General features: G+C 62.8%; 18 protein-coding genes. 13 read left to right on the top strand and 5 right to left on the bottom strand.

Annotation, left to right across the window (positions count from 1 at the left end):
• Nucleotides 1–21: 21 nt before the first annotated feature.
• The 6 genes from ACU5AZ_RS15925 to ACU5AZ_RS15900 all read left to right on the top strand — a co-directional run bounded on the left by ACU5AZ_RS15925 (nucleotide 22) and on the right by ACU5AZ_RS15900 (nucleotide 7,206).
• On the top strand, nucleotides 22–1,149 hold the full coding sequence (locus tag ACU5AZ_RS15925; RefSeq protein ID WP_446823316.1) for an acyl-CoA dehydrogenase family protein: 1,128 nt from the start codon (nucleotides 22–24) through the stop codon (nucleotides 1,147–1,149).
• A 71-nt stretch (nucleotides 1,150–1,220) separates the two neighbouring features.
• Complete coding sequence (locus ACU5AZ_RS15920; protein WP_446823315.1) at nucleotides 1,221–2,453, top strand: thiamine pyrophosphate-dependent enzyme; 1,233 nt, start codon at nucleotides 1,221–1,223, stop codon at nucleotides 2,451–2,453.
• A gap of 2 nt (nucleotides 2,454–2,455) precedes the next feature.
• Nucleotides 2,456–3,469, top strand: a complete 1,014-nt coding sequence (locus ACU5AZ_RS15915; RefSeq protein ID WP_446823314.1) for an alpha-ketoacid dehydrogenase subunit beta — start codon at nucleotides 2,456–2,458, stop codon at nucleotides 3,467–3,469.
• A gap of 3 nt (nucleotides 3,470–3,472) precedes the next feature.
• Nucleotides 3,473–4,738, top strand: coding sequence for a dihydrolipoamide acetyltransferase family protein (locus ACU5AZ_RS15910; protein ID WP_446823313.1), 1,266 nt, complete (start codon nucleotides 3,473–3,475; stop codon nucleotides 4,736–4,738).
• 4 nt (nucleotides 4,739–4,742) lie between these two features.
• On the top strand, nucleotides 4,743–6,134 hold the full coding sequence (lpdA, locus tag ACU5AZ_RS15905) for a dihydrolipoyl dehydrogenase (protein ID WP_446823312.1): 1,392 nt from the start codon (nucleotides 4,743–4,745) through the stop codon (nucleotides 6,132–6,134).
• Nucleotides 6,118–7,206 (top strand): enoyl-CoA hydratase/isomerase family protein, encoded by a 1,089-nt coding sequence (locus ACU5AZ_RS15900; RefSeq protein WP_446823311.1) that lies wholly within the window; start codon nucleotides 6,118–6,120, stop codon nucleotides 7,204–7,206. The genes lpdA and ACU5AZ_RS15900 overlap by 17 nt, the downstream gene beginning before the upstream one ends.
• A 30-nt stretch (nucleotides 7,207–7,236) precedes the next feature.
• On the opposite strand, the gene ACU5AZ_RS15895 is transcribed toward ACU5AZ_RS15900, so the two are convergent.
• Genes ACU5AZ_RS15895 through araD form a run of 3 tightly spaced genes read right to left on the bottom strand, consistent with a single transcriptional unit; the run spans nucleotide 7,237 to nucleotide 10,625 of the window.
• Nucleotides 7,237–7,947 carry a ribonuclease activity regulator RraA gene (locus ACU5AZ_RS15895; RefSeq protein ID WP_446823310.1) on the bottom strand — a complete coding sequence of 237 codons (711 nt, stop codon included), beginning with the start codon at nucleotides 7,945–7,947 and terminating at the stop codon, nucleotides 7,237–7,239.
• A 23-nt stretch (nucleotides 7,948–7,970) separates the two neighbouring features.
• The gene (locus ACU5AZ_RS15890) at nucleotides 7,971–8,870 is read right to left on the bottom strand and encodes a dihydrodipicolinate synthase family protein (protein ID WP_446823309.1); all 900 of its coding nucleotides are present in this window, start codon (nucleotides 8,868–8,870) and stop codon (nucleotides 7,971–7,973) included.
• A gap of 18 nt (nucleotides 8,871–8,888) precedes the next feature.
• The gene (gene araD / locus ACU5AZ_RS15885) at nucleotides 8,889–10,625 is read right to left on the bottom strand and encodes an L-arabinonate dehydratase (protein WP_446823308.1); all 1,737 of its coding nucleotides are present in this window, start codon (nucleotides 10,623–10,625) and stop codon (nucleotides 8,889–8,891) included.
• A gap of 224 nt (nucleotides 10,626–10,849) precedes the next feature.
• Between araD and ACU5AZ_RS15880 the strand changes: the two genes are divergently transcribed.
• From ACU5AZ_RS15880 to ACU5AZ_RS15865, 4 genes are read left to right on the top strand one after another with little or no spacing between them, the layout of a single operon-like run.
• On the top strand, nucleotides 10,850–11,893 hold the full coding sequence (locus tag ACU5AZ_RS15880; RefSeq protein WP_446823307.1) for a Bug family tripartite tricarboxylate transporter substrate binding protein: 1,044 nt from the start codon (nucleotides 10,850–10,852) through the stop codon (nucleotides 11,891–11,893).
• Between the two features lie 59 nt (nucleotides 11,894–11,952).
• Nucleotides 11,953–12,372 carry a tripartite tricarboxylate transporter TctB family protein gene (locus ACU5AZ_RS15875; protein ID WP_446823306.1) on the top strand — a complete coding sequence of 140 codons (420 nt, stop codon included), beginning with the start codon at nucleotides 11,953–11,955 and terminating at the stop codon, nucleotides 12,370–12,372.
• A 25-nt stretch (nucleotides 12,373–12,397) separates the two neighbouring features.
• Nucleotides 12,398–13,894, top strand: a complete 1,497-nt coding sequence (locus ACU5AZ_RS15870) for a tripartite tricarboxylate transporter permease (protein WP_446823305.1) — start codon at nucleotides 12,398–12,400, stop codon at nucleotides 13,892–13,894.
• A gap of 45 nt (nucleotides 13,895–13,939) precedes the next feature.
• On the top strand, nucleotides 13,940–15,001 hold the full coding sequence (locus tag ACU5AZ_RS15865) for a LacI family DNA-binding transcriptional regulator (protein ID WP_446823304.1): 1,062 nt from the start codon (nucleotides 13,940–13,942) through the stop codon (nucleotides 14,999–15,001).
• Nucleotides 15,002–15,020: 19 nt separating this feature from the next.
• Here the strand turns inward: ACU5AZ_RS15865 and ACU5AZ_RS15860 are convergent, their stop codons facing one another.
• Nucleotides 15,021–16,049 (bottom strand): glycoside hydrolase family 25 protein, encoded by a 1,029-nt coding sequence (locus tag ACU5AZ_RS15860; protein WP_446823303.1) that lies wholly within the window; start codon nucleotides 16,047–16,049, stop codon nucleotides 15,021–15,023.
• 268 nt (nucleotides 16,050–16,317) lie between these two features.
• Here ACU5AZ_RS15860 and ACU5AZ_RS15855 point away from each other — a divergent pair, with 268 nt between their 5' ends.
• Nucleotides 16,318–17,592 carry an MgtC/SapB family protein gene (locus tag ACU5AZ_RS15855; protein ID WP_446823302.1) on the top strand — a complete coding sequence of 425 codons (1,275 nt, stop codon included), beginning with the start codon at nucleotides 16,318–16,320 and terminating at the stop codon, nucleotides 17,590–17,592.
• 477 nt (nucleotides 17,593–18,069) lie between these two features.
• Nucleotides 18,070–20,631: a GcvT family protein gene (locus ACU5AZ_RS15850; protein WP_446823301.1), complete on the top strand. Its 2,562-nt coding sequence runs from the start codon at nucleotides 18,070–18,072 to the stop codon at nucleotides 20,629–20,631.
• A gap of 90 nt (nucleotides 20,632–20,721) precedes the next feature.
• On the opposite strand, the gene ACU5AZ_RS15845 is transcribed toward ACU5AZ_RS15850, so the two are convergent.
• On the bottom strand, nucleotides 20,722–23,688 hold the full coding sequence (locus ACU5AZ_RS15845) for a M10 family metallopeptidase C-terminal domain-containing protein (protein ID WP_446823300.1): 2,967 nt from the start codon (nucleotides 23,686–23,688) through the stop codon (nucleotides 20,722–20,724).
• A 331-nt stretch (nucleotides 23,689–24,019) separates the two neighbouring features.
• On the opposite strand from ACU5AZ_RS15845, the gene ACU5AZ_RS15840 reads away from it, so the two are divergent.
• Entirely contained in the window at nucleotides 24,020–25,510 is a 1,491-nt protein-coding gene (locus ACU5AZ_RS15840; RefSeq protein WP_446823299.1) for an NAD-dependent succinate-semialdehyde dehydrogenase, read from the top strand.
• Nucleotides 25,511–25,512 lie beyond the last annotated feature (2 nt).

The following is a 25,512-nucleotide window of genomic DNA, read 5'->3' as shown; positions in this document are numbered from 1 at the left end:
GAATTGGGAGGAGACCCGCGCATGATCCTGACGGAAGCACAAGAACAGATCCGCGACATGGCCCGCGATTTTGCCCGCGAGCGCCTGGCGCCGGGTGCCGCCGAGCGTGACCGGCACTCCCGCTTCCCGAAGGACGAACTGAAAGAGATGGGCGACCTCGGCTTCCTCGGCATGCTGGTGCCCGAAACCTATGGCGGCTCGGAGACGGGTGCGGTCGCCTATGCCATAGCGCTGGAAGAGATCGCCGCCGGCGACGGCCCCTGCTCCACCATAATGAGCGTTCACAGTTCCGTCGGCTGCGTTCCAATCCTCAACTTCGGCACCGACGCCCAGAAGGAACGCTTCCTGCCGAAGCTTAGCAGCGGCGAATGGATCGGCGGCTTTGCGCTGACCGAGCCGCAGGCCGGCTCCGATGCATCGAACCTGAAGACAAAGGCGGTGCGCGACGGCGACCATTACGTCATCAACGGCGCCAAGCAGTTCATCACGTCGGGTAAGAACGGCCAGATGATCATCATCTTCGCCGTCACCGATCCCGCCGCCGGCAAGAAGGGCATTTCTGCCTTCATCGTACCGACGGACACGCCCGGCTACGAGGTCGTGCGGGTCGAAGAAAAGCTTGGCCTGCATTCCTCCGACACCTGCCAGATCGCCTTCACCGACATGCGCATTCCGGCCGACCTGCGCCTCGGCGAAGAAGGAGAAGGCTACCGGATCGCGCTCGCCAATCTCGAGGGTGGCCGCATCGGCATCGCCGCCCAAGCCGTCGGCATGGCGCGCGCCGCCTTTGAGGCAGCCCGCGACTATGCCCGCGAGCGCAACGCCTTCGGCAAACCGATCTTCGACCATCAGGCCGTCGCCTTCCGCCTCGCCGACATGGCAACCCGCATCGAGGCCGCCCGGCAGCTCGTCCTGCATGCCGCAGCGCTGAAGGAAGCCGGCCTGCCCTGCCTGTCGGAAGCCTCCATGGCAAAACTCTTCGCCTCGGAAATGGCCGAAAAGGTTTGTTCCGACGCCATCCAGATCCACGGCGGATACGGCTACATGGCCGACTATCCCGTCGAACGCATCTATCGCGACGTCCGCATCTGCCAGATCTACGAGGGCACGAGCGACGTGCAGCGCATGGTCATCGCCCGCGCCTTGTAGCGGGCGGGCTTCCGTCGCCGGAAGAGGGGCCGCGGCGGAAGCCTGAATTTGAAAGAGGAGGAGAATGACGCATGAGTGAGCCCGGTCACCTGAGCCTGCATGTTCCGGAACCCGCGGTGCGCCCCGGCGGGGAGCCGGACTTCTCCAACGTGAAGATCCCGAAGGCCGGCAGCGTGCCGCGGCCCGAGATCGACGCGGCGCCGGAGACGATCCGCGACCTCGCCTATTCGATCATCCGCGTGCTCAACCGCGACGGCGAGGCCGTCGGCCCTTGGGCCGGATTGCTCACAGACGACGAGCTTCTCGCCGGTCTTCGCCACATGATGACGCTGCGCGCCTTCGATGCCCGCATGCTGATGGCGCAGCGGCAGGGCAAGACCTCCTTCTTCATGCAGCATCTCGGCGAAGAGGCCGTTTCCTGCGCCTTCCGCAAGACGCTGTCGAAGGGCGACATGAACTTCCCGACCTACCGGCAGGCGGGCCTGCTGATTGCCGACGGCTATCCACTCGTCACGATGATGAACCAGATCTTTTCGAACGAGGCCGACCCGCTGCACGGCCGCCAACTGCCGGTCATGCACTCGTCGAAAGCGCATGGCTTCTTCACCATCTCCGGCAATCTTGCCACGCAATTCGTGCAGGCAGTCGGCTGGGCCATGGCGTCGGCCATCAAGAACGACACCAAGATCGCCGCCGCCTGGATCGGCGACGGCTCGACGGCGGAATCCGATTTCCACTCCGCCCTCGTCTTCGCCTCGACCTACAAGGCCCCCGTCGTCCTCAACATCGTCAACAATCAATGGGCGATCTCGACCTTCCAGGGCATCGCCCGCGGCGGCTCCGGTACGTTTGCCGCCCGCGGCCTCGGCTTCGGCATTCCCTCGCTGCGTGTCGACGGCAACGACTATCTCGCCGTCCACGCGGTTGCCCGCTGGGCCATCGAGCGGGCTCGCCGCAATCTTGGGCCCACGTTGATCGAATACGTCACCTACCGCGTCGGCGCCCATTCGACCTCCGACGATCCGAGCGCATACCGGCCGAAGACCGAATCCGAAGCCTGGCCGCTCGGCGACCCGGTCCTCAGGCTGAAGAAGCACCTGATCGTCCGCGGTGCCTGGTCCGAGGAACGTCACGTGCAGGCGGAAGCCGAGATCATGGATAGCGTCATCCAGGCGCAGAAGGAAGCCGAAAGCCACGGTACGCTGCATGCCGGCGCCAAGCCTTCGGCACGCGATATCTTCGAGGGCGTCTATCAGGAGATGCCGCCGCATATCCGCCGTCAACGCCAGCAGGCGGGGTACTGACGATGGCCAGGATGACCATGATCGAAGCCGTCCGCAGCGCCATGGATATCTCCATGGAGCGTGACGACGATGTCGTCGTCTTCGGCGAGGATGTCGGCTATTTCGGCGGCGTCTTCCGCTGCACGCAGGGCCTGCAGGCAAAATACGGCAAGACCCGCTGCTTCGACGCGCCGATCTCCGAATCCGGCATCGTCGGCGCGGCGATCGGCATGGCCGCCTACGGCCTGAAGCCCTGCGTCGAAATCCAGTTCGCCGACTACATGTACCCGGCCTATGACCAGCTGACCCAGGAAGCCGCCCGCATCCGCTATCGGTCGAACGGCGACTTCACTTGCCCGATCGTCGTGCGCATGCCGACGGGCGGCGGCATCTTCGGCGGCCAGACCCACAGCCAGAGCCCCGAGGCGCTTTTCACCCATGTCTGCGGCCTGAAGACCATCGTCCCCTCCAACCCTTATGACGCCAAGGGCCTGCTGATCGCCGCTATCGAGGATCCCGACCCGGTGATCTTCCTCGAACCGAAGCGGCTCTATTCCGGCCCCTTCGACGGCCATCATGAGAACCCGGTCGTCGCCTGGTCGAAGCATCCGCTCGGCGAGGTGCCGGAGGGCCACTACACGATCCCGATAGGCAAGGCCGAGATCCGGCGCGAAGGTGCGGCCGTCACCGTCATCGCCTATGGCACCATGGTGCATGTGGCGCTCGCCGCCGCCGAAGAGACCGGCATTGACGCCGAGGTCATCGACCTGCGCTCGCTGGTGCCGCTCGACCTGGAGACGATCGTTCAGTCGGTGTCGAAGACCGGCCGCTGCGTCGTCGTCCACGAGGCGACGCTGACGTCGGGGTTCGGCGGCGAGATTGCCGCTCTGGTGCAGGAGACCTGCTTCTATCACCTCGAAGCGCCGATTATCCGCGTCACCGGCTGGGATACGCCCTACCCGCACGCACAGGAATGGAGCTATTTCCCTGGTCCCGAGCGCGTCGGCCGCGCCCTGCAACAGGTGATGGAGGGCTGAGCCATGAGCGAATACACCATCAAGATGCCGGATGTCGGCGAAGGCATCGCCGAGGCGGAACTGGTCGAATGGCATGTGAAGCCCGGCGATCCGGTCCGCGAGGACATGGTGCTCGCCGCCGTGATGACCGACAAGGCGACCGTCGAGATCCCCTCGCCCGTCGCCGGGATCGTGACATGGCTCGGCGCCGAGGTCGGCGAGACGATCGCCGTCAAGGCGCCGCTCCTGAAGATCGAGACAGACGCATCGGCCTCCACGGACCAAGAGCCGCCGCGGGACACGCCGTCCAGGCCGCCGGAGGAGGAAAAGCCTATCGCGCGGGAAGAGCCCACCAAGGCCGAAGCACCGAAGACGACGCAGCCCATCGTTGCAGCCCCCAAACCACAGCCGCATGCCGCAAAGCCTCTCGCCTCACCCGCCGTACGCCAGCGGGCGCGCGACGCCGGCATCGACCTGCGCCAAGTCCGAGGCAGCGGCCCGGCCGGCCGGATCACCCATGAGGACATCGAGCAGTTTCTCTCCCGCGGCGAAGGGTCGGCAGCCGCCCCGGCGGGTCTCAAGCGCAACACGGGCTCCGAGCAGGTGAAGCTTACCGGCCTTCGCCGCCGCATTGCCGAGAAGATGACGCTTGCCACCTCGCGCATCCCCCACATCACCTATGTGGAGGAAGTCGACATGACCGATCTTGAGGAACTGCGCGCTACCATGAACAACGGCCGCAAGGCGAGCCAGCCGAAACTCACCATCCTGCCCTTCCTGATGCGCGCCATGGTCAAGGCGATTGCGGAACAGCCGGCAATCAACGCCACCTTCGACGACGACGCCAATGTCATCACCCGCCATGGTGGGGTGCATATCGGCGTGGCGACGCAGACGCCGTCGGGACTGACGGTGCCGGTGGTCAAGCATACGGAATTCCGCAGCATCTGGGACTGCGCGGCGGAAGTCTCACGCCTGGCTGATGCGGTGCGCACCAATACCGCAGCACGCGAGGAACTGACCGGTTCGACCATCACCATTTCGTCGCTCGGCGCCCTGGGCGGCATCGTCTCGACGCCGGTCATCAACCATCCGGAAGTCGCGATCATCGGCGTCAACAAGATAGCCACTCGCCCGGCATGGGACGGAAGCCAGTTCGTGCCCCGCAAGATGATGAACCTATCGTCGAGCTTCGATCATCGCATTGTCGACGGCTGGGACGCGGCGACCTTCATCCAGCGGCTGAAGGCGCTTCTCGAAACCCCGGCTCTGATCTTTATCGAGGACTGATGCGATGAAGGAAATGACCTGCAGACTTCTCGTCATCGGCGCCGGCCCCGGCGGCTATGTCTGCGCCATCCGCGCCGGACAGCTGGGCATCGACACCGTCATCGTCGATGCCGGCAAGCCGGGCGGCACCTGCCTCAACATCGGCTGCATCCCTTCGAAGGCGCTGATCCACGCCGCCGATGAGTTCGAAAAGGTCCGGAACATGGCCGCCGGCGCAAGCCGCATCGGCATAAGCCTCGACGCACCCAAGCTCGATCTTGAGAAGACGGTCGAGTGGAAGGACGGCATCGTCGGCCGGTTGACCGGCGGCGTCGCCGGTCTGTTGCGCAAGGCGAAGGTCAGGGTCGTCGAAGGCACAGCCCGCTTTCGCGACGGCAAGACGGTGGAGGTCGAAACCGAAACCGGCGCTCAGTTGATCCGCGCCGAGACCGTTGTGATCGCCACCGGCTCCGCGCCGGTCGAGCTTCCCTCCCTGCCCTTCGGTGGAAATGTCATTTCTTCGACGGAAGCCCTGTCGCTGAAGGCAGTGCCGCAGACGCTGGCGATCGTCGGCGGCGGCTATATCGGTGTCGAACTCGGAACCGCCTTCGCCAAGATGGGCGCCAAAGTCACGATCATCGAAGCAACCGGACAGATACTGCCGCTCTACGATGGCGACCTGGTCCGCCCGGTGCTGGCGCGGCTGAAACAGCTGGGCGTCGAGGTGCTGACCGGAGCAAAGGCCAAAGGGCTCGACGGCAACACCCTGCTGATAGAGACCGCCGACGGCGGCGAGCGACGGCTGGAAGCGGAGAAGGTGCTGGTCACCGTCGGCCGGCGTCCGCGCACGCAAGGCAGCGGGCTGGAGGAGCTAGACCTCGACCGCGCCGGTCCCTTCGTCCGCATCGACGAACGCTGCCGCACCTCCATGCGCGGGGTCTATGCCATTGGCGACGTGACCGGCGAACCGATGCTCGCCCACCGCGCCATGGCGCAGGGCGAAATGGTGGCGGAAATCGTCGCCGGCCTCAAACGCGAATGGGACAAGCGCTGCATTCCGGCCATCTGCTTCACCGATCCCGAAATAGTCTCCGCCGGCCTCTTGCCCGACGAGGCTCGGGCGTTAAGCTCGGACATACGCATCGGCCAGTTCCCGTTCGGCGCGAACGGCCGGGCAATGACGACGGAAGCGGAGGAAGGCTTCGTGCGGGTGGTGGCGCAGGCGGAAACGAATGTGGTACTCGGCATTCAGGCGGTCGGCAGCGGCGTCTCGGAACTGTCGAGCACGTTTGCGCTGGCCATCGAGATGGGTGCGCGGCTGGAAGACATCGCCGCCACTATCCACGCCCACCCGACCCGCGGCGAAGCCCTGCAGGAGGCAGCATTGAAGGCACTCGGTCATGCAATCCACATCTGAGACGCGGACATCGCCGGCAGAGCCGGAACAACTGGTGCTGACGGAACGCGCCGGCGCCATCGGCCGCATCCGCCTGAACCGCCCGAAGGCGCTGAACAGCCTGACGCTTTCCATGGTGCGCGATATCGAGGCGGCACTGGATGAATTCGAGGCCAATGACGGGATCGCCGCGATCCTGATCACCGGCGAAGGCGAGCGCGGCCTCTGTGCCGGCGGCGACATTCGCGCCTTTTACGACGGCGGCAAATCCGGCTCCGATATGCCTGCGACCTTCTGGGCCGAGGAATACCGGATGAACGCGCGCATCCACCGGCTGAAGAAGCCCTATATCGCGCTGATGGACGGCATCGTCATGGGTGGCGGCGTCGGCGTTTCCGTCTATGGCAGCCATCGCATCGTCACCGAGCGCACACGCTTCGCCATGCCGGAAACCGGCATCGGCTTCTTCCCGGATATCGGCGGATCTTGGTTCCTGAGCCGCCAGCGCAACGAACTCGGCACCTATGCGGGCCTGACCGGCAGCCAGCTTGCCGCCGCTGACGTCATCACGCTTGGCCTTGCCGACTTCTACGTCGAAAGCGGACGGATTGCCGACGTGCTCGACGCCCTTGCGGCCCTTCCCGCTGGCAGCACACGCGCCGACATCTCCGCCCTGATCCGCGGTTTCGAAACTGACCTGCCGCGCGGCAGGCTCGAACAGGACAAGACGCTGATCGACCAGGCCTTCGCCTTCGATGTCATGGAGGATATCTTCGCCGTCCTGCAGCGCAACGAAAGCCCCTTTACGATCGAGACGCTGAAGGTGCTGAAGTCGAAGTCGCCGCTGAGCCTCAAGGTGACGCTGAAGCTCCTGCGACTCGGGCGACACACGACCCTTCTCGAGGAATGCCTGGAACGCGAGTTCGCCGCCACCGCCGCCGTGCTGAAGAGCGACGACTTCTACGAAGGCATCCGAGCGGCGGTGATCGACAAGGACCGCAATCCGCGCTGGCAGGCCGCAAGCCTTGCAGAGGTGACGACGGAAGAGGTGGATGCCTTCTTCCCGAAGCCGGAGAGCAGGCTCTTCAAATAGGCCTCGCTCTCCGTCCGAAGAAACGGCCGGTCAACGGCCGGTCTTCTTGCGCCAGGCCTCGAAGGTCGCCAGGTGCTCGTCCTTGGTGCGCGGATAGAGACCGATAATGGTCTCGCCGGCCTTCACCTGGTCGACCACGAAATCCTCGTAGACCGTCATTTCCGCAGCCTCGTCGGCGATCTCGTCGGCGATATGCGCCGGGATGACGATGACGCAATCGTCGTCGCCGACGATGATGTCGCCGGGGAACACCGGCGCGTCACCGCAGCCGATCGGACCGTTGATCTCGATCGCCTCGTGCAGGGTGAGATTGGTCGGGCTGGACGGCCGCGTGTGATAGGCAGGAATGTCGAGCTCACCGATCGTCACCGCATCGCGGAAGCCGCCATCCGTGACGATCCCTGCCCCGCCGCGCACCATCAACCGCGTCACCAGAATATCGCCGGCGCTTGCCGCGCGCGCATCCTTGCGGCTGTCGATGACCATGACATGGCCTTCCGGGCAGGTCTCGATCGCGACGCGCTGCGGGTGCTGCGGATTGCGGAACTCTGTCAGCTGGTTGCGGTCCTCGCGGGCCGGCATGTAGCGCAGCGTAAACGCCGGGCCGACCATGTTCTTGCCCTTCATCTTCACCGGATGCACGCCCTGGATCACCTGGTTGCGCAGCCCGCGCTTGAAGAGTGCCGTCGCCAGCGTCGCGACGGAGACGCCCATCAGTTTTTCTTTCGTCTCGGATTTCATCTCGTTGTCCTCAATCAGATGCGTCAGATCAGGCCGTTGGCCCGCAGGAAACCTTCCATCTTGGCCTGTTGCGCCGAAGTCAGCGGCCAGGCGGACGGCGGCCGCGTTGCGCCGCAATCCTTGCCGATCGCCTTTAGCGCCGCCTTGACGCCGGTAACGTTCGTGCCGTTCAGCTCCTCCGCGCGAACTTCCTCGAAGGCCCTCATGGCAGCGATCAGTTCGCGCGCCTTGGCGTAATCGCCGGCCTCAAGCGCCGCATGGATCGCCATGGAGCGCTCCGGCCAGAGATTGATGAGACCCGAGGTGAAGCCACGCGCACCCACCGCGTAGAAGGCCGGCGCCCAGACTTCGGCGAGACCGCCGACCCAGACGATGGAGGGGTCGCAGGCGGCGATCGCCTCGGCGAGCTTCATCGGATTGGGCGTCGCCCATTTGACGCCCTTTACGCCCGGCACGGCGCAAAGATCGGCGATCGCCTTCGTTCCGATCGCGTCGTTGCGCAGATAGAGCATGATAGGCAGCCCGCCGGATGCGTCGCTGACCGCCTTGATGTAGTCGACGGTGCCTCGCGGCGAGACGAACGGATCCGGCGGCTGATGGATCATCAGCGCCGCTGCCCCCGCATCGGCGGAAGCCCTGGCGAGCCGGCAGGCATCGCGAATGCCACGACCGACGCCGGCCAGCACCGGCGCACGGCCGTCGACCATGCCGGTCACTTCCGTCGCCATGGCGCAGGCTTCATCGGTCGTCAGCGCGTAGAACTCGCCGGTGTTGCCATTGACGACCGGGATATGCATCCCCGCGCCGAGCACGTGATCGATGATCGGCTTCAGGCGGGCCGGCGCAATGTCGCCGCCCTCGTCATAAGGCGTGACCAGAATGCCGGAGATGCCCTTGAGGGCCTTGTCTAGATCGTGAGCCATGCGGTTGTCCTCTCGCGCTCAGTAGATGTCCGGTTCGCCGACCGGGCGACCGAAATCGGATTGCAGGAAGTCGAAATCGCAGCCCTGGTCCGCTTGCGTGACGTGCTTGGAGAACATGTAGCCCCAGCCGCGTTCGAAATGTGGTGCGGGCGCCTGCCATGCCGCCTTGCGGGCGGCAAGTTCCTCCTCGCTGACCAGCATGTCCAGCCTGCGGTTCGGCAGGTCGAGACGGACGATGTCGCCGGTCTTCAGGAGCGCCAACGGTCCACCGATATAGCTTTCCGGCGCGACGTGCAGCACACAGGCGCCGTAGGACGTGCCGGACATGCGGGCATCAGAGATGCGCAACATGTCGCGATGCCCCTTCTTGATCAGCGCCTTGGGGATCGGCAGCATGCCCCATTCGGGGAATCCCGGACCGCCGAGCGGGCCGGCATTGCGCAGCACCAGCACATGATCCGGCGTCACGTCGAGATTTTCATCATCGATCGCCTTCTTCATCTCCGGATAGCTGTCGAAGACCAGCGCCGGGCCTTCATGGACATGGAACTTCGGATCGCAGGCGGCCGGCTTGATGACGGCGCCGTCCGGGCAGAGATTGCCGCGCAGCACGGCAAGCGAGCCCTCGTGGTAGACCGGGTTCGACAGCGGCCGGATGACGTCGTCGTTGTAGACCTTGGCGCCTTCGAGGTTCTCGCCCATGGTCTTGCCGGTCACCGTCAGCGCGGAAAGATCGAGACGGTCCTCGATCTGCTTCATCAGAGCCCGCAGGCCGCCGGCATAGAAGAAGTCTTCCATCAGGTAGTCCTTGCCGGACGGCCGGACATTGGCGATCAGCGGCGTCACGCGGCCGAGCGCATCGAGATCGTCGAGCGTCATCTGCACGCCGGCACGGCGCGCCATTGCGATCAGGTGAACGACGGCATTGGTCGAACAGCCGGTCGCCATGGCGACGATCGCCGCGTTGCGGCAGGCGGCTTCTGTCACGATCTTGTCCGGCGTCAGTTCTTCCCAGACCATCTCGACGATCCGCCGGCCACAGTCGGCGCCCATGCGCTGGTGGCCGGAATCGACCGCCGGGATCGAGGATGCACCGGGCAATGTCAGGCCCATCGCATCGGCGATCGCCGTCATCGTCGAGGCGGTACCCATCGTCATGCAGGTGCCGGCCGAACGGGCGATGCCGCCCTGGATGCCGAGCCATTCGGAATCGGAAATGTTGCCGGCGCGCCGCTCGTCCCAGAACTTCCAGGCATCCGACCCCGAACCGAGATACTTGCCGGCATAATTGCCGCGCAGCATCGGTCCTGCCGGCAGGTAGATCATCGGCACGCCGGCCGACAGCGCGCCCATGACCAGACCGGGGGTGGTCTTGTCGCAGCCACCCATCAGCACCACGCCGTCGAGCGGATGCGAACGGATCATCTCCTCCGTCTCCATCGCCAGCATGTTGCGGTAGAGCATGGAGGTCGGCTTGGTAAAGCTCTCGTCGACGGAAAGCGACGGCATCTCCACGGGGAAGCCACCGGCCTGCAGCACGCCGCGCTTGACGTCCTGCACCCGCTCCTTGAAGTGCGAATGGCAGGAGTTGAGTTCCGACCACGTGTTGAGCACGCCGATCACCGGCTTGCCGCGAAAGTCGTCCTCGGAATAGCCGAGCTGCATCATGCGCGAGCGGTGACCAAACGACCGCAGGTCATCGGGCGCGAACCAGCGCGCGCTACGGAGTTTTTCCGGATTCTTCTTGTCGTGCATCGGCACCTCCCTGACAATGCAAGTTATGTATGCGCTTTCATAAATTCATGTCAACTGCCATCACATGTGGATTAATCGCGAAAATTACGCCGAAGTATTGGGTTGACAAAGGCGACAACAACTGACCAAATTTATGTATGCGCATTCATGGGAGCGTTTGCGCACCGCTATCACCTGATTGACTTAAAAACCAACCGCCTCACGGCGGTGCTTGGGAGGAAAACATGAAGCTAACCCGTAGAATGATTCTGGCCGCCGGTGCCGTAATGGCCCTCACCCAGCCGATCACCGCCTGGGCGGTGGACCTGCCAAACAACATTCGTGTGGTGATCGGCTCCACCTCGACGGGAGGCGACACTTATCAGAACTCCGCGATCATCGCCGATGCGCTCTCGGAGAAGCTCGGCGTGAACATGAAGGTGGACGCAGTCGGCTTCAGCGAAGGCTTCAAGGCCCTGGAACGTGACAAACGCGGCACGACGATCATGATCTTCCACGACCAGGCCTTCCTGGGTCACCTTTATGGCGTGCGCGGCTACGACGACCTCTTCGCGAAATACAAGGTCGGCCCGACCATCGCTATCAATCCCGGCAATGCCTACCTGGTGTCCAAGGATTCGCCCTACAAGACGATGGACGACATCTTCAAGGCAGCCGCAGACGGCAAGAAGATCCGGGTGGCGATCCAGCCGGGCGGCGTCTCGGAAATCGGCTTTTCCGCCATGAAGAATGCGGCGAGCATTCTCTCGCCCGGCTCGGAAGCCAATCTGGTTCCGGTCAATACCGGCAGCCAGTCTGACAAGAACCAGGCCATGTTCGACGACCTCGCGGACGTCATCAACGGCTCGATCCAGGCAAACGAGCAGTTCACCCAGCTCCCGGAATCCGATCAGAAGGCCATGCGCTTCATCTGGATCACGGCACGGCCCGAGACCATCGAACAGGCCCCCGCGCAAGGCATGGGCAACACCTCGCGTGATGACATGCTGAAATATACGAGCCCGAAGACCAGCGTGACGGAAGATGGCAAGAAGGACTTTGTCTTCGATAAGGAATTCTTCTTCATCTACAACAAGGACATGCCACAGGATCTGGTCGATGCGATCGATGTCGCGATGAAGGACATCTACGCCGACGGCAAGATCCAGGAACGCCAGAAGGAGGCCTTCTTCATTCCTGACTTCAAGCCCTCTGCGGAGTCCTCGAAGGATATCGAGGAAAAGAACGCCGCCTACGCAAAGATCATCCAGAAGATCACCGGCAACTAAACAGTGCGGGCCGGAGTTCGTCTCCGGCCCAACCCGCCTTTTTCTTTGAGGAAGCCGGCATGAGCAGCCTGACCCAAGTCAAGATCAACTTCGCAACATCGCACCTCATCTTCCCGACGGTGATCGGAGCCGTTCTCGTCATCCTGGGATTGGCGATCGTCATTCAGCGGCGGCGATCGCTGGCCGGATCCGTCGGCTACTGGCGCGAGATCGTCTCGCAGATGGACAAGTTCCGTTTCTTCGGCGTGATCGCCCTCTGTTTCATCTATTTCTGGTTGCTCGAGCCGGTCGGAGAACTCATCCCCAATACCGGTTTCGGCTTCCTCGCCTGTTCCATTCCGTTCGTCTTCCTGACGTCGGTGCTCTTCATGCACCACCGCACGGTGAGGTCTCTCGTGCCGGTCGTCATCATGGCGCTCGTGGCGCCCGTTCTTTCCTGGTGGCTCTTCAACGACATCTTCTACCTGACGCTGCCCTGATCCGACCTCTCGCGGACATCATCTCATGGAAATCTTCGACTTCATCACCCCGCTCTTCCTGGTACTCATCGTCGCCGGGACCTTCATCGGGATCATCTTCGGCGCCATACCGGGCCTGACCGCGACCATGGCGGTCGCCGTCTGCCTGCCGCTCACCTATTCGCTCGGCCTCAACAACGGTCTCGCGCTGCTGCTCGGCCTTTACGTCGGCGGCATTTCCGGTGGACTGGTGCCGGCGGTGCTGATCGGCATACCGGGCACCCCCTCCTCGATCACCACGACGCTCGACGGCTATCCGATGGCGCAGAGGGGCGAAGGCGAGAAGGCGCTGCGGATCGGCATCATCTCGTCGGTTTTCGGCGGCCTGTTCAGCCTGCTCATCCTTTACCTCTTCGCCCCGACGCTCGCGGATTTCGCAATCAAGTTCTCCTATGTCGAGAAGTTTCTCATCATCCTCTTCGCGCTCACCGTCATGGGCGCGCTGAGCTCCAATATGCTGATGGGCATATTTTCCGGCTTTCTCGGCATCTTCATCAGCCTCATCGGCACCTATTCGATCGAAAACGGCGGCAACGGCGAGTTTCGCCTGATCCCGCCCGGCCTGGAATACTGGCTTCAGGACGGCTTCGTACTGCTTCCCGTCTTGATCGGCCTTTTCGGGATCGCCGCCGTCTTCGACGAGGCGGAAAAGGGAGTACCCGAAGGTCAGAGCATCCGCGACATCAAGGTCGGCCGAGATTCGACATTCAAGCTGTCGCTGTTCAAGGGCCAGATCTGGAATCTCATCCGCTCCTCCGGCATCGGCACTTTCGTCGGCATCCTGCCCGGTGTCGGTGGGTCGGCGGCCTCCATCCTCGCCTATTCGAACGCCAAGACCTTTTCGCGCACGCCCGAGCGTTTCGGCAAGGGAGAACCCGCCGGCATCATCGCATCGGAATCCGGCAACAACGGCCTGACCGGCGGGGCGCTCATCCCGCTGCTCTCGCTCGGCATCCCGGGAGATTCGACGACCGCGCTGCTGATCGGCGCCTTCACGCTGCAGGGCGTGCAGGTGGGACCGCTTTTCATCGGCAACAATCCCGGCACATGGGACGCGATGATTGTCGCGATGCTGATCGCCAACATCGCCATGTTCGCCATCATGTACCTGGCGATCCGCTATCTGGCGCTCATCGTGACCGTGCCGAAGCACATCCTGTTTCCGCTGATCCTGATGATGTGCACGATCGGCGCCTACACCACCAATTACGGCGTCATGTTCGACGTCTGGACGCTGCTGATTTTCGGCCTGTTCGGCTGGCTGGCAATGAAGATCCGCATCGAAATCGCCCCTTTCATCATCGGCTTCATTCTGGGCCCGTCCGCGGAGATCTATTTCGTCAAGAGCCTGGAATCCTTCGGCGATCTGACGATCTTCTTCACCAAGAGCTGGATTGCCGTCCTGTTGTGGATACTGATCGCGGCGTCTGTCTGGGTTTCCGTCATTCTATCGCGCAAGAACAAGGCAAACGGCAACGGCTGATGCTAGGATAAGCCGAATCCGAAAACATGAAGGGTCAGGCTCGGAATGGCAAAATCCGGTTCGGGGACGCGGGTAAGGCAGAAGGGAGACGGCGTCGGGGCGCGACCGGCGGCGGGTCGATCCGTCACCATGGAGACCGTCGGCCGGCTGGCCGGCGTGTCGCAGGTCACCGTGTCCCGTGCGCTCAGCGATCCATCGAAGGTTTCGCCGGCGACTCTGGAAAAGATCAAACAGGCGATAGAGACCACCGGCTTCGTGCCCAACGCGCTGGCCGGCGCGCTGGCCTCCCGTCGGAGCAAGCTGATCGCGGCGCTGGTGCCGTCGATTACCAACATCGTCTATTCCTGGATGATCAAGGCCTTCACCGAGGGCATCAGCGGCCACGGCTACCAGATCCTGCTGTCCGAGACCGGCTTCGACCCGGCCGAGGAAGAGAAGCTGATCATGACGCATCTTTCACGCCGGCCGGACGCCATGTTGCTGACCGGCATCCATCATACGGCGGAGGCACGCCGGATGCTGCTGGCCGCCGGTATACCGGTCGTCGAATTGTGGGACATCACGGAAAGCCCGATCGATCTTTGCGTCGGCTTTTCCCATGTCGAGGCGGGTCGAGCCGCCGCCAGTTTCGCCGTCAACGCCGGTTACCGCAACTTCGCCACCGTCAGCGCAGGCGACGAGCGCGCCACGCGTCGGCGGGATGCGTTCATCCGTGAAATCGCTCGTCTCAGCGGCAAGACGACGGCGGCAATCAACTTCGAGGAAATTGCCAGGCTTTCGCACGGTCGCGACGCAATGCGACGGCTGATCGAAGAAGAGGGTTTTCGTGACGGCTTGATCTTCTGCAGTTCCGACATTCTGGCTCACGGTCTCATCATCGAGGCCAACGCCCGAAACCTGAAAATCCCGGAAGACGTTGCCGTCATCGGTTTCGGCGACCAGGAATTCGCCGCCCATGTCGAACCCGCCATCACGACGGTCCGCGTCGATCGCACGAAACTGGGACACGCGGCGGCTGCGGCCGTATTGGCCCGTTGCGAGGGCGGACCGTTGCCGGACAAGGTGACGGATCTCGGCTTCGAGATCATCCGCCGCAGGTCCGCCTGAGCGGCCGTTCCGTCAGACCTCAGCTGCGGCCCGACCCCGAGAAACGCCGCCACTCGGCTTCGCTGCCATGGAAGGCGTTCAGATCGATGCGTCCGTCCACGCCGTGAGACAGGCCGGAACCCGAATACTGCCAGAATATCCAGTCACGGCCCGGATAGACCTTGGACGGATGCGCGGCCACCGAACGCAGCCAGAAGGGATGGCTCTTGAACGCGCCCTGCAGGTTGTCCTGGTAGAAGTCCGGCGCCGTATAGATGACCGGCCGCTTGCCGTAGTGGCGTTCGAGCATGTCCATGAAGACCTGCATCTTTTCGCGAATCTTTTCCGGCGACGGGCGGCGCTTGCAGCTCGATTGGTGGTTCCACTCGACATCGATGACCGGCGGCAAGGCATCCGGATCACGCGGCACGTTGCGGATGAACCAGTCGGCCTGTTCGCCGGCCGTGCGGCACCAGTAGAAGAAGTGATAGGCGCCGCGCTTCAGGCCCGCGGCCTTGGCATTGCGCCAGTTGGTCTTGAACATCGGGTCGAGATGGTCGCCGCCGTCGGTGGCCTTGATATAGGCGAAATTGGCACCTTGGGTCCTGAGCTTCGGCCAGTCGATATTGCCCTGCCAACGCGATACATCGACGCCGTGGACGGCGTGTTTATGCGGTGAGCGCTTGCCGAAATTGATCGGCTTGGCGTCGCGGAAGCGGCTGCTGTAGACGCGGGAGCCTTTCAGCACCGCCGGCGACGGCGTCGCGTCGAAACTATCACCGCCCAGCGGACGTTCGCTGGGAAGCGGCATGCTGATGGCAACGGTCGAGGCTTCGACGGCACCCGATGCCGGTACGTCGCCCGCCCAGGCAAGTTCATGCGGCTGCGGATCGGCGGATTGCGCGACCGCCTTGACGGGGACATTGCCGACCGGTTCCGGCGGCGTGATCGACCCGGTCACGTCCTGCGGCGCGACGATGTTCAAGGCCTCCGTGGGGCCGGACGTCGCCCTGCAGCTGGCGAGCGCGACACTGGCGAGGATCAGGAGGGAAAAAGCCTTAAAGCGCATGAACACAAAACTCGATACAAGGGGTTCAGGAGTGCTCCCGCCCGGCCTTACAGCCACGCCGAACGGAGTTGCTAACAAAGATTTACCGGAAAAAGATAAATTGAATCTTTACCGAACCGCGCTCGCAAGCGTGATTCCGCGAAAAAGTGTTAACGCGTGGCCGATCACGCACGAACGGCCGCTGAGGACATGACACAAGTCAATTCCATCGCTGCGCCATGGCTTATGATGGCATCCATATTGCAGTCCGGGAAAGGACGCTTGAGGGATGGAGACATTGGACGTTTTCCAGCGTCTGGCGCTGGCGCTCGCGATAGGCCTTCTGGTCGGCATCGAGCGCGGCTGGCAGGAGCGTGACCAGCCGGCGGGCGGGCGGACCGCGGGGATCAGGACCTTCGCGCTTGTCGGCTTCCTGGGTGGAGTGACCGCCCTCATCGGCCAGACGACGGGCTGGGTTCTGCCGGCGGCCATCGTGCTCTGCTTCGGCCTGGCCTTCGTCGTCTTCCAGAAGATGGAGGCGGAGCAGGAGAACAATCACTCCGTGACCAATGTGGTCTCCGCTTTCGTGGTCTTGGCCCTCGGCATTCTCGCGGTGCTTTCCGACATGAAGATCGCCGCAGCCTGCGGTGTCGTCACCGCGACTCTGCTTGCCGCACGCCACAGCCTGCACGGCTTCCTGCGGCGCATGACATGGCTGGAACTCCGGGCCGCGCTCGTCTTGCTGGCGATGACCTTCGTCGCCCTGCCGCTGCTGCCGAACAGGGCCATAGATCCCTGGGGCGGGTTCAACCCGTTCGAACTGTGGTTGCTGACGATCCTGATCGCGGCGATTTCCTATGTCGGCTATCTGGCGATCCGCATCGCCGGCCCGCAGGCGGGGGTCCTTTTCGCCGGTGCCGCCGGCGGCTTCGTGTCCTCGACCGCCGTCACCCTGTCTTTCGCCCGCATGGCGGCGGAGACACCGGCATTTTCGCGCCGCTTTGCCGCCGGCGCGACGATTGCCGGCGCCCTGTCCTTGAGCCGCGCCACGGTGATCGCTGCCGCAATCGCACCCGGCCTGTTGCTGCCGGTCGCAAGTGCTACCGTGCCGGCAGTGATCGCCTTCCTTCTGGCGACCGCGCTGATGGTCCGCAGATCTGTCGCGACGGGCGGCGCGCCCGCCGTAAACCTGAGCAACCCGTTCGAGCTCGGAATGGTGTTGAAATTCGGCGCCCTGCTGGCTGTCGTCAGCTTCGTCTCGCGGTTCCTGATAGCCAAACTCGGATCGGCGAGCCTGCTCGGCGTTGCCGCCGTCTCGGGCATCGCCGACCTGGACGCGATAACGCTGTCCGCGGCGCAGTTGTCGCAGTCGACAGTGTCGCTGCAGACCGCAGCCCTTGCCATACTGATTGCCGCCGCGGTCAATCTCTTCACCAAGGCGGTTCTGGCGCTGACGTCCGGCACACGGCTTTACGGCGCAAGCCTTGCCGCGATTACGGCAATCGCGATCGCATGCGGGGGCGCAGGTTTTCTGGCTTATTCTGCAGGAATTGGAGGAGTCTGAGGATCAACCGGCACGAATGGTCCAAGGAGGAACTGAACCTGCGGGATGGATCCTGAGTAGGATGTGGCGGCGATTGCCCTCGGCGGCTGATGCCGGCCGATCCGAAAAAGCGGGTTCGCGAAGCGGCCGGGCCCGGACCGGATGCGAATAGAATGAATCAGTGCCTGACGTTGGCGTACCAGCCGGCACAGACGATCGGAATGATTGCCATTGCGATGATGCAGACGGTAAGAATGCTTTGCGTGTCCATGACAGTGTCTCCCTTTCTTGTGACCTGTTAACGCGCGATCCGCCGGAAAGGTTCCACGCCCTGTAGAGGCGCAGGTTCCGGCCGTTCGCGCCGGTAACGATGGCTGTCGATGGAGGAGGACCAAATTCCGCTCGTCGTACAGTATGCGGAGAATGTCGTAGACAGGCTTTGGTCGTGTCGCGCCAGCAATTATGATTTGGCAAAACTTCCAATCAGGGTCGCAAGAAATGGCAGAGTTTCCGAACAAGGCGAAGATCGTCATCGTGGGTCTGGGGGGCATCGTCGGTGCCTCGATCGCCCATCATCTGATCGAACGGGGATGGGACGACATCGTCGGCATCGACAAGTCGGGCATCCCGACCGACATCGGTTCGACGGCGCACGCCTCCGACTTCTGCTACACCACCAGCCACGACTACCTGTCCGTCTGGACGACGCAGTACTCGATCGACTTCTTCGAGAAGATGGGCCACTACGCCCGCATCGGCGGCCTCGAAGTCGCCCGCACCGGCGACGACACCTGGATGGAGGAAATCAAGCGCAAGGTGACCTCGGCCAAGGCCTTCGGTACCCGCGCCCATCTCGTCACCCCGGCCGAGATCAAGGAAAAGTTCCCGCTGATCGAGGAAGACATGGTGCAGGGCGGCATGTTCGATCCCGACGCCGGCCTCGTCATCCCGCGCTCGCAGACGGTTGCCGGCAAGCTCGTCGATGCCGCCGAGAAGTCCGGCAAGCTGCAGATGTTCGGCAATACGCCGGCCAAGTCGCTGATCGTCGAGGGCGGCCGCATCAAGGGCGTCGTCACCCATCGCGGCACCATCTATGCCGACCACGTCATCGTCTGCGCCGGCCTCTGGGGCCGCCTGATCGCCGAGATGGTCGGTGAAGACCTGCCGGTCATGCCGGTCGACCATCCCCTGACCTTCTTCGGCCCCTATAACGAGTTCGAAGGCACCGGCAAGGAAATCGGTTTCCCGCTGCTGCGCGACCAGGGCAACTCCGCCTATATGCGCGACACCGGCGACCCGAAGACGACCGAAGGCGGCCAGATCGAATGGGGTTACTACGAGACGACCAATCCGCGTCTCTGCCATCCGCGCGAACTCCTCGAAAAGCACGAGGCCCGCCTCTCGCCCTCGCAGCGCGACCTCGAGATGGAACAGATCATCGAGCCGCTCGAACGCGCCATGGAGCTGACGCCGATCCTCGGCGAGCTCGGCTACAATGAAGGTCACTCCTTCAACGGCCTGCTGCAGGTATCGGCCGCCGGCGGTCCGTCCTGCGGCGAAAGCCAGAAGGTGCGCGGCCTCTGGTACTGCGTCGCCATCTGGGTCAAGGACGGCCCCGGCTACGGCAAGCTGATCGCCGACTGGATCACCGACGGCCGCACCGAGATCGATCACAACTCGATCGACTATTCACGCTTCTACCCGCACCAGCTGACGGAAGAGTTCATCGAGAACCGCTGCTTCGAGGCAGCCCAGAAGATCTACTTCCCCGCCGTCCACCCGCGCGAACCCTATGCATCGAGCCGCAACGTCAAGCGCTCGCCCTTCTACGAGCGCGAGAAGGAACTCGGAGGCTACTTCATGGAACTCGGTGGCTGGGAACGCGCCCACGGCTACGCCGCCAACGAGCATCTGCTCGAGAAATACGGCGACAAGGTTCCGGTCCGCGAGAACGAATGGGACAACCGCCACTTCTGGCGCGTCTCGAATGCCGAGCACCTGGCGATGAGCGAGGACTGCGCGATCATCAATCTCTCGCACTTCTACATGTTCGACGTCGAGGGACCCGATCATGTCGAGCTGATGGAATGGGTGTGCGCGGCCAAGATCGGCGGCGACAACAACATCGGCAAGGGCATCTACACCCACTTCCTCGACGACGAGGGCATGGTGCGCGCCGACCTGACCGTCATCCGCATGGCGGACCGCTGCCGCGTCATCGACGGCGCCGATGCCGGCCCGCGCGACTTCCACTATGTGAAGCGCGTCGCCGAGGACAAGGGCTTCGACGTCACCGTCACCGACGTCTCGGAGAAGTACACGACGCTCGGCATCTGGGGCCCGAATGCGCGCGAAAACCTGAAGAAGGTCGTTGCCGATCCGGCCGCCCTCGATCCGGAAAACTTCCCCTTCGCGGCAATCAAGCAGATCGAGATCGCCGGCAAGCCGGTCTCCGCATTCCGCATCTCTTACGTCGGCGAACAGGGCTGGGAACTGCACATGAAGTACGAGGACGGCCTGGCCGTCTGGGATGCACTGCGTGGCGTTGGCGTCATGGCAATCGGTGTCGAGACTTATGCCAACTCGCGCCGCATGGAAAAGAGCCTGCGCCTGCAGAACGCCGACCTCCTGACCCAGTACAACCTGCTGGAAGCCGATCTCGCCCGTCCGAAGGTCAAGGAAGCCGACTTCCGCGGCAAGGCCAAGCATCTGGAATACAAGGCCCGCGACCAGCAGCCGGCCATGCTCTGCACGCTAGTGATGACCGAGAACACCGATGCCAACGGCGTCAAGCGCTACCCGGTCGGCTCCATGCCGGTCATGGATCCCGAAACCGGCAAGACGCTGGTGGATGAACTCGGCCGCATCTCCTACACCACCTCGGTCGCCTTCGGCCCGACGATCGGCAAGAACATCGCGCTCGCCTATCTGCCGAAGGAATACTGCCAGGTCGGCCGCAAGCTGAACGTCGAATACTTCGCCGAAACCTACCCCGTCGAAGTCGCCGCCGTCGGCTACAAGCCGCTCTACGACCCGGAAAACCTCAAGCCGCGCACCTGATCCGCTGCCGGATGGAAAATGAAAGAAGGCCCGCTCGTCGTCGAGCGGGCCTTTTGCTTGAAGATATCAGAATCTGCCGATCTGTCGGGCTCAGACCACGACAAAATCCTGATGCTGAAGAACCGTGCCCAAAGCCACATGCGAGAAGACCACGGCAGCATTCGCTCCGTTGCCGTCGCTATCGTAGGAAAGCGTTCCCGCGGTATCGTCATAAATGATCCGCTGGTCGACCGTCGTGGCCGCGGTTCCTGTCCCGAAGGCGCTTTCCAGAAGCTCACCCAGAGACGGAAGGTCGACGAAGACGCCGTGATCAAGCAGGATAGTGTCATCTGCACTGGAGAAGTCCGCCAGCGTATCGGCACTCTCGCTGCCCATATGCTGGAAGAAGAAACTGTCCTTGCCCGATCCGCCGATCAGGATGTCGTTGCCGGCACCGCCTGCCAGCCAGTCATTTCCGGCAGAGCCGTTCAGCACGTCGCTTCCTGCGCCGCCTGAAATGCTGTTGTTGAGCGTGTTGCCCGTCCCCTGGAAGTCATCGTCGCCATCGTAAATGAGGTTTTCGAGATTGGCGCCCAGCGTGTAGCTTTCCAACGTCACATGGACTGTGTCGGTACCGGCGTTCTTCGCTTCTAACACAAGGTCACCAGCAGAATCGACATAATAGGTGTCATCGCCCTTGCCGCCATACATGCGGTCGGCACCGTCACCACCGATCAGCGTATCATTGCCGGCGCCGCCATCGAGATAATCGGCACCATCCCCGCCGGTCATCACGTTGTTGGAGGCGTTGCCATATCCCTTGAAGGAGGACGTCCCGACATAGGTCAGATCCTCCACATTGGCCGACAGCTTGTAGCTGCTCACATTGGCGAAAACCGTGTCGGTTCCTCCATTGCTGTATTCGACAATCGCATCCCGCGCATTGTCGACATAGTATTCATCGTCACCCGTGCCGCCAATCATCCGGTCGATGCCGGAACCGCCGTCCAGAACGTCGTTGCCGATGCCTCCGTTCAGTGTATCGTTTCCGGCGCCACCGAATAGCTGGTCATTGCCGCTGCCGCCGGTGATCACATTGGCAAGCTCGTTGCCCGTCCCAGTCCAGTCTCCGTCGCCCTGAAAATTAAGCTTCTCAAGCCAGGCGCCGAGGACGAAGCTTTCCAAGGTCGTGTAGACCGTATCCGTCCCACCCGTCTTGCCGGCGATCTCCATGATGACGTCGCCGACGCTGTCGACCACGTAGATATCATTACCGCTGCCGCCGTTGAGCTGATCGTCACCGGTGCCGCCGTCGAGATAGTCGTTGCCGGATCCGCCGATCAGGATGTCGCTGCCCGCTGCACCAAGCAGCCTGTCGTTGCCACCATTGCCGACGATACGATCCGCATCATCAGTGCCCTGGAGCAACTCGGATATCTTGGTGCCCGCAATTTCGTTGTAGACTGGCTGAGCATCGTCATTGACGATCGTGAAATCAGCCGTGGCAACACCCAGATCCAGTCCGGATGTCGGATCGGACAGCACGATGCGGAACGTTTCGTCCTGTTCGTAGACCGTATCACCGCGGACGAACACAGTGATTGTCTTCGACGTCTCGCCGGCGTCAAATGTCAGCACACCGCTCGTGTCGCCGGAAAAATCGCTGCTGTTGGCAGCATTGGCACCGGTTCCCGCCAGCGCCCAACTCACCTGCTGTTGCGTGTCTGCCGCCCTGCTCAGCGTCACATTGAACGTGACGGAACTGGTGCCCTCATCGCCCTCCGCAACCGTGGAAGCTTCAGCGGAAACGGAGGCGGCAGGATCGAAAAGAGCCGGATCGAGCAGGGAACTGAACGTCCGCACGACATTCAGACTATCGATGAAGCGTTCGACGGCCGTAATCGTATCCGAGCCGATCAAGGTGCTCATGAAGGTGAAGGTCACCGTGGTGACATCATAGGTCCAGCTGATGTTCGACCAGCTGTCTTCAAAGAGGACCGTATCCGTCCCGTCTCCGCCGTCAACGATATCATTGCCGGAACCGGCCGCGATCGTGTCGTCGCCAGCCAGGGCGTAGACGGCGTCATTGCCGCCGTTGGTGGTGATGACGTTGGCCAGTTCGTTGCCGGAAACCGTATCGTTGCCGCCGCCAGTCACCGCATTCTCGATGTAGCAGTTGCGGGCGATGGAGATGTTCATCGTCATGCTATTGCCGGACGAGAAGCTGCCCGGCGCCAGATCGACGGTGCTGGCGGTGTTCCAGCCGGACAGGTTGATGGTGTCGTTTCCACCGGCATCCCAGATACAGATGATCGGGTGCAGATTCTGGCTGAAATCGTAGATCGCCGCCGTTACGCCGGTGATGTTCGACGAAAAGCCGTAGACGGTGTCGCCGGTGCGCGTCGTCGTGTCGGCGCCATACATCGCCTGCATGGCCATGATGTCGTTCATCATCGGCGTCTGCGGCGAATAGAGCTTGCCGTCCGATCCAACCCAGTCCGCCCAGGCAACCAGTCCCTGGCCGTTGGCGCTGCCCGAGCCCCAGGACGGGCCGAAATAGGACATCACCGAGTAGACCGTCGAATCCTGATAGGACGACGGCGTTTCGGCGGAGCCGTTATAGTCGCCCATGTGATCAAGGCCGAAGGCATGACCGATCTCATGGATATAGGTCATGAAGCCGTGCGCGCCGATCTTCGGCGTCATCAGGTCATTGACGCCGGTCGTCGAATTGTAGGCGCTGTTCAGCCAGACGCTGCCGACCGACGGGTAATAGGCATGGGCATAGCTGACGCCGGTGCTGGAATTGCCGAACTCGATATTCGAGGTAGTGGACGACGAGCCGGCCGCCACCTGCTGGACCGAAGGCTTGATGATGTCGTCCCAGAGCGTCAGCGCCAGTTGCGCGCGTGACTGCTGTGTCGAGCTGAAGGCGGAAAATCCCGAGCCTTCGCCGGAGTATGTGGCAATGCCGCTTGCCGAGGTGGCGAATGAGTACGTGATGACCGACGAGGTCCAGCGCGAACCGGAATTCAACTGGGCGATTACTTGCTGATCAGACCAGGAGGACAGTGCCATCGCATTCCCATTCATTTGCTTCGACAACAGGGTCTTCACCCATTGCACCATATTGCTGGAACCAGCCTTGTTTTCCGGTTAGCAAAGTTGGTGAATTATTCGTCTCTCGACCCTGGAAAATCTTTATGAATCAACGCGAATTCTACCGCTCCCATACAACCGCCGGACCAGGGTGAATTTGAAAGACACCGGCAATTCCCCAGCGGTCAAAGCATGTGCCTCCCCCACCATGGGCCAAGGCATTGTCTCAGAGACAAATTCGCGGTTGTCGCTTGCCGCAATTCATGCAAGGCGTATGCCCCCGGTCGGGTTCGGGAGGCCCGTCTGTTTCATGGAGCATACACGCGTGACCCTGACCTCTGCCCTCACCCGCCACCTGAAGAACCCCGACCTTTTCGGCAGCCTGGTACGCATCCAGGCGCTTGGACCGGTCGCCGGCGAACGCACGTTCAAGGTCTACAATCCCTCGACCGGCGAGCTTCTCGCGGAACTGCCGGACATGGGTGTTGCGGAAACGACGACGGCGATCGACAAGGCTTATGAGGCGCAGGCGGAATGGGCCGGGCTGACGGCACGTGCGCGCAGCGACGTGCTCTGGCGCTGGCACCAGCTGATCGTCGACCATACCGACGATCTCGCCGCCATCCTGACCGCCGAAATGGGCAAGCCGCTCGCCGAAGCGAAGTCGGAGGTCAGCCACGCCGCCGCCTATCTGCAATGGTACGCTGAAGAAGCGAACCGGATCTACGGTGAGACGATTTCGGCGCCGTCCAACGATCGCCGGATGATGGTCATCAAGCAGCCGATCGGCGTCGTCGGCACGATCACGCCGTGGAACTTCCCGGCCTCGATGGTCGCCCGCAAGATTTCCCCGGCGCTGGCGGCCGGCTGCACCATCGTCCTGAAGCCCGCCGAACAGACGCCGCTCGTTGCCGGCGCCATGTTCGCGCTCGCCGAGAAGGCCGGTTTTCCGGATGGCGTCCTCAACCTCGTCTATGCCTCGGAAGGTGCGGCGGTCGGCCACGAACTCTGCACCAATGCCAAGGTGCGCAAGATCAGCTTCACCGGCTCGACGGAGGTCGGCCGGCTGCTGATGCGCCAGTGCTCCGAGCAGATCAAGAAGGTCAGCCTCGAACTTGGCGGCAACGCGCCCTTCATCGTCTTCGACGACGCCGATGTCGACGCAGCCGTGGACGGCGCGATCCAGGCGAAATTCCGCAATGCCGGCCAGACCTGCGTTTCCGCCAACCGGCTCTACGTGCAGGCCGGCGTGCATGACGAATTCGCCGAGAAATTCGCGGCGCGGGTCAAGACGCTGACGGTCGGCGACGGTTTTGTGCCGGATGTCGCGATCGGGCCGCTGATCGACACGCGAGCGCTCGCCAAGATCGAAAGCCATATCGCCGACGCGGTGTCGAAGGGCGGCAGGATCCTTTCCGGCGGCAAGCGGATCGGCAATGACGGCACCTTCTTCGAGCCGAGCGTACTGACTGAGGTCTCGGGCGCGATGCGGATCGCGCAGGAAGAAACTTTCGGGCCGCTCGCCCCGATCATCCGCTTCGAGGATCCCGACCAAGTGGTGCGCGAGGCCAACGATACGATCTACGGCCTTGCCGCCTACTTCTACGCCTCCAACCTCAAGCGCGTCTGGCGCGTCGCCGAGGCGCTGGAATACGGCATGGTCGGCATCAACACCGGCCGCATGTCGTCGGAAGCAGCCCCCTTCGGCGGCATGAAGCAGTCCGGCATCGGCCGCGAAGGCTCCCGCCACGGCCTCGAGGATTATTTGGAGATGAAGTATCTCTGCATGGGCGGCATTTGAGA

This window comes from Rhizobium sp. PAMB 3182 (genome assembly GCF_052908355.1).
Note: the sequence above shows the minus strand (reverse complement) of the source record. Positions and strands in the feature narration are given on the sequence as shown.